The sequence below is a fragment of the Yersinia similis genome (genome assembly GCF_001053095.1).
GTDB classification, from domain to species: Bacteria; Pseudomonadota; Gammaproteobacteria; order Enterobacterales; family Enterobacteriaceae; genus Yersinia; species Yersinia similis.
This window is the reverse complement of sequence record NZ_CGBP01000065.1, coordinates 1-4176: the sequence shown is the minus strand read 5'-3', so window position 1 is coordinate 4176 and position 4176 is coordinate 1. Positions and strand designations below refer to the sequence as shown.

The window sequence follows — 4176 nt, the reverse complement described above, 5'->3', positions numbered from 1 at the left end:
AAGTTATTACAACACAGTACGCCCCCATCGGCACAATGGTGGATTACCGCCCTGTGAATACGAAGAGCAGTGGAAAAAGGCTACGAAGGTGTCCTGATTTTGTGATCCACTACACGCACGAATGACAACAAAGAATCCAGCTCTGGCCGCTGAGTGTCTTTACCCGATGCTTTATCGACGAAGACTTTATCCACCTGAGTTTGATCCAGTTGACGTTCTGGGTTCTGGTCAAAGCTACTTACCCGGATATAGCCAATACGTTGACCTTTCATAAGCCTCCAATACTGAATGTGTCAGAAAAGAATCTATGACCTTTAATTACTTGTGTCAATAAATATGCAGAGTAACTTTATTCTGACAGTTTTTCATTATCCGGCCTGACGTCAGGTTAGGGTATACACCAATTTGACATGAGCAGGAAATCATCCTGGAATAATACGCTTCCTAATATTTCCGTTTTGGAATCACCCTAAATTCCAATTAGCTGCCCTGCAGCACTAACACTTTTAATTCAATAGTTATTTTATGAAAGCTTCCAATTACAGCCCATGGTATAGAAGTGACTTGAATCTCTCCAGAATAAGGTTACCCATGTTTGTATCTAGATCAGGCAGTACTCTAAACGCTATTTTCGGCATGAATGAGCAAGGTAAGCCGGAAGCAACATCCAAGAGTGACCCACAAGGAGTAACCTTGTCCGACGCTCAGAAACTGGCAGTTAAAAACAGCAAGTTCTTCGAGGCAGGTGCCAGCATGTCGCTTCTAGACCAGCCAGGCAAGATGGGCCATGTATTCGACCAGCACGCAAAACAATTAGCAGGACTGTTGCGCCACATTCTGGACGGACAGAGTGAAGCCGCCAACCACACCGTTCATTTTCAGGGCCGACAACAAACACTGGGTGCGGTACTTCAGGCAGCAATCAAACCGCTGTCGAGGGAGTCCGACCAGATAGGCCGGCAGATGGACAGTATCCAGGATTTTCAGCCCTGGATACTGGACACCCTGAACACACCGCGGCAAGGCCTCGCCGATGGTTCCCTCAAGCAAGGGTACCCAGAACTGTTGACCAAGATTCGCACCTTGAGCGCGTTCGGTACCACGGTGTGGCAGTTGATGAACCCGGTAGAAAACCAGGCCAAACCGGAACTGTACTCTCAGCATAAACAAGCCAATGCCGACGCTTGCGCTGCGCTGCTACGTGAGGTCGGTCTGTCCTTGCAGGCGGACGATTTCGACGCTCGCTTCAAGGAATTCTCCGGCAAAACCCGCACACCAGGTTTCGACAATCCATTGAGCCGCGCACGCAGCGAGCGCATGCCTATGGTGGCGACCGACGAAGACGGCGCGCGCGCGGTGAACGGGATATACGAGGACGCAGCCAAGTATGGACTAGGCTTTGGTCAGGTGGTACAGCGCACTGTTGGCGGCGTGGACGATGCGGCTTTGCGTCAGACCTTGGGCGACCGAAACCAAAACATTAACGCGATAGCGCGCTCAGGTGCGCCGATCGCCGACCTGAGCCGCCCGTTCACCATGTCCGAGGAGGACATGGGGGCGGTTCCGGAGGCCTATGCTCAGCTTGGCATGGCTCAGATGCTGGAGCAGCGCTCGATGACGCACGGCACAGGTATCAACCGCTGGCAGCCGTTTGGTACGTTTGCGTTGGAAAGCAATCAGCAGGGCCTTCCTTCCGCCGGCGCTCAATCTGGCGGCACCTGCGATATCTTACTGGCACTCAACACCCTGGGTGGAGAACGGATTTACGGCAACCCCGACTTGGCCCTGCCAGCGGGCTTGGGGATAGCTGCTTTCATGAACTTCGGCGGCTATCACACCTTTGCCGAGACTTTCCCTATCGCTGAGGCCGCCGCCGCCAACCGTCCTTATGTACCCACTAATTTGGCAGGAGTTAACCAACCGGATCTATACGAGCGGATACATGCATCCGCAGAAAAGTATTGCCCGGAAGGCTGCGAGCAGGTGGGGAATTACCTGAATGCACACAAAGAAACACAGGTTCCGCTACAGGCGCAACACCCCGACCTTGACCTGAGCACCCGAGTGCATGATGTCGAGTTCCACGGTTCCCCTGAGATGATAGAAAACTGGCGTCTAATGTGAGCTAGCGGTTCTGGACTGCATGTCCAGTGGGAGTAATTTTGAGCAGCTACAACTACTGAACGGTATGAGTGACTAGTGATAGTGCGAAAAATGTACTTAGCGTACCTTTCCGTACGATTGGGCTTCAGACCCCTTTTAAGTGGATACTTACAGCTACGCTCGTTACTGGGCCTATCCATGTGGCTCGCCTCTGCGAGGCCGTTGCAAGCAGCATTCCTACAATTCGAATTACTTTGGGTATACAAGTAATTACTAGTACGAATTTAATTCATTAATATAATAGAACTATGTTGATGGACTAGGCTTGATGTTAAGTCATTGGCTTGACGATAAGTAATAGACTTGATGACAAACAAATAGCAAACAGAGTGGTGTAAAGTGCCGCACAACGTGTGGATGTAACAGATAGACCAAGCCACATAAGTTATAACATTCACAAGGAGAAATCATGACCTATCAACAGGCTGGGCGTGTCGCCGTCATCAAACGAATTGTAGGATGGCTCGTTTTTATTCCAGCGCTGCTGTCAACACTGATCTCAATTATCAATTTTGTCTATTTATATAGCCAAAAAGGGGCAGGGATTAATGCGGTCATGTTGGATTTTATCCATGTTATGACCGATATGGCGCGCTTTAATACACCTTTTTTGAATATTTTTTGGTATAACTCGCCAGTCCCTAATTTAGAGCAGGGGTTGTCTACGGGAAATATTATGTTTTTCATTATTTACATGCTTATTTTTGTCGGCCTATCATTACAGGCCTCCGGTGCTCGGATGTCCCGGCAAGTACGACATATTCGGGAAGGTATTGAAGATCAGATGATTTTAGAGCGAGCCAAAGGCAATGAAGGCCATAGCCGTGAGCAACTAGAAGAAAAGATAGTATTGCCGCATCACACCATCTTTTTGCAATTTTTCACGTTATATATCCTGCCATTGGTTATCGGCGTGCTCGGCTATTTTGTGATTAAGTTACTTGGGATTATGATTCAGGGATAAGCGGTTTGCTTGACATAAAAGCCAACACCACTGCGCTGGCTTTTTTCATTTATTGCTGGAAAAAATAGCGTAGTGCAAAGAGTATTTTGCATCAACTTTTTGGCAGCAACGGCAAGTTTGCCGTTAAAGCTAAAACTGTTCGGGATGCAACAAATTATCGACGGCTTTTTGCGCATTGATCCAGTGCTTGCCACCAAAAAGATTACTACGGTTCAATAAGTAATAGAGCTGATAAATAGGTTGGCGCTCAATAAAACCGATAGGTAGTGGCCAGATACTTTGATAACCATCATAAATTTGTGCAGGTAATGTGGGGTAGAGTGGCAACATAGAGAGATCACATTCCCTATCTCCCCAGTAACACGCAGGATCAAAAATAACAGGCCCATTGCTGCTGGCAGCACAGTTTGCTGGCCATAAATCACCATGTAGCAATGATGGCTGTGGCTGGTGGTTTTGCAAGTGCTCCTGAACCGCGCCGGTTATGTCATCAATATCACCAAATGACATCCCTTTCTCGGCGGCGAGTTGCAGTTGCCAGCCTATACGTTGTTCAGCAAAAAATTGCGCCCAGCGACGTTGCCAGCTATTAGGTTGTGGGGTGGTGGCTAAATCATTGTCAAAATCCAGCCCGAACTGTAGTTGCTCGCTCCATTGGTGCAAATGGGCTAATTGCTGCCCCAAACAATAAGCATTGTGGGCATCCAACGGTTTCAGTGGAATATATTCAAGCAATAGGAAACTGTAATCACGATCACTGCCGACCCCATACACTTCCGGTACTTGCACTGTTTTACTGCGGGCTAATAACGAGAGCTGATCAGACTCCGCAGTAAATATTGACAGCATCTCGCGGGTATCGCACTTAACGAAAACCTCTTTTTCCCCGTAACTGAGACGCCAGGCTTTATGAATATCCCCACCGGATAATTCAGTTCTTTCCCGAATCTCGGCGGGACCGAGGCATTCACTTAACAGACGATTCACTGCTTGCCACATGATTTGTAAGTATCCCAGCTTTAGTTCCACACACTTTTTGAGATTTCCGG

General features: G+C 48.3%; 3 protein-coding genes and 1 pseudogene. 2 read left to right on the top strand and 2 right to left on the bottom strand.

Features of this window, described 5'->3' with window-relative positions; all coding sequences use genetic code 11:
• Positions 1 to 104 precede the first annotated feature (104 nt).
• Positions 105 to 272: pseudogene (locus AC971_RS21240) on the bottom strand (recombinase family protein); the annotation flags it as partial.
• A gap of 364 nt (positions 273 to 636) precedes the next feature.
• Here AC971_RS21240 and AC971_RS21235 point away from each other — a divergent pair.
• Positions 637 to 2124, top strand: a complete 1488-nt coding sequence (locus AC971_RS21235; protein ID WP_231573056.1) for a hypothetical protein — start codon at positions 637 to 639, stop codon at positions 2122 to 2124.
• 448 nt (positions 2125 to 2572) lie between these two features.
• The gene (locus tag AC971_RS21230) at positions 2573 to 3127 is read left to right on the top strand and encodes a YniB family protein (RefSeq protein ID WP_025384071.1); all 555 of its coding nucleotides are present in this window, start codon (positions 2573 to 2575) and stop codon (positions 3125 to 3127) included.
• 129 nt (positions 3128 to 3256) lie between these two features.
• On the opposite strand, the gene AC971_RS21225 is transcribed toward AC971_RS21230, so the two are convergent.
• Positions 3257 to 4126: a fructosamine kinase family protein gene (locus AC971_RS21225; RefSeq protein ID WP_025384070.1), complete on the bottom strand. Its 870-nt coding sequence runs from the start codon at positions 4124 to 4126 to the stop codon at positions 3257 to 3259.
• Positions 4127 to 4176 lie beyond the last annotated feature (50 nt).

Coding starts and splice junctions, on each gene's coding strand:
- AC971_RS21235 (WP_231573056.1), top strand. CDS start 637: ATGAATGAGCAAGGTAAGCCGGAAGCAACATCCAAGAGTGACCCACAA.
- AC971_RS21230 (WP_025384071.1), top strand. CDS start 2,573: ATGACCTATCAACAGGCTGGGCGTGTCGCCGTCATCAAACGAATTGTA.
- AC971_RS21225 (WP_025384070.1), bottom strand. CDS start 4,126: ATGTGGCAAGCAGTGAATCGTCTGTTAAGTGAATGCCTCGGTCCCGCC.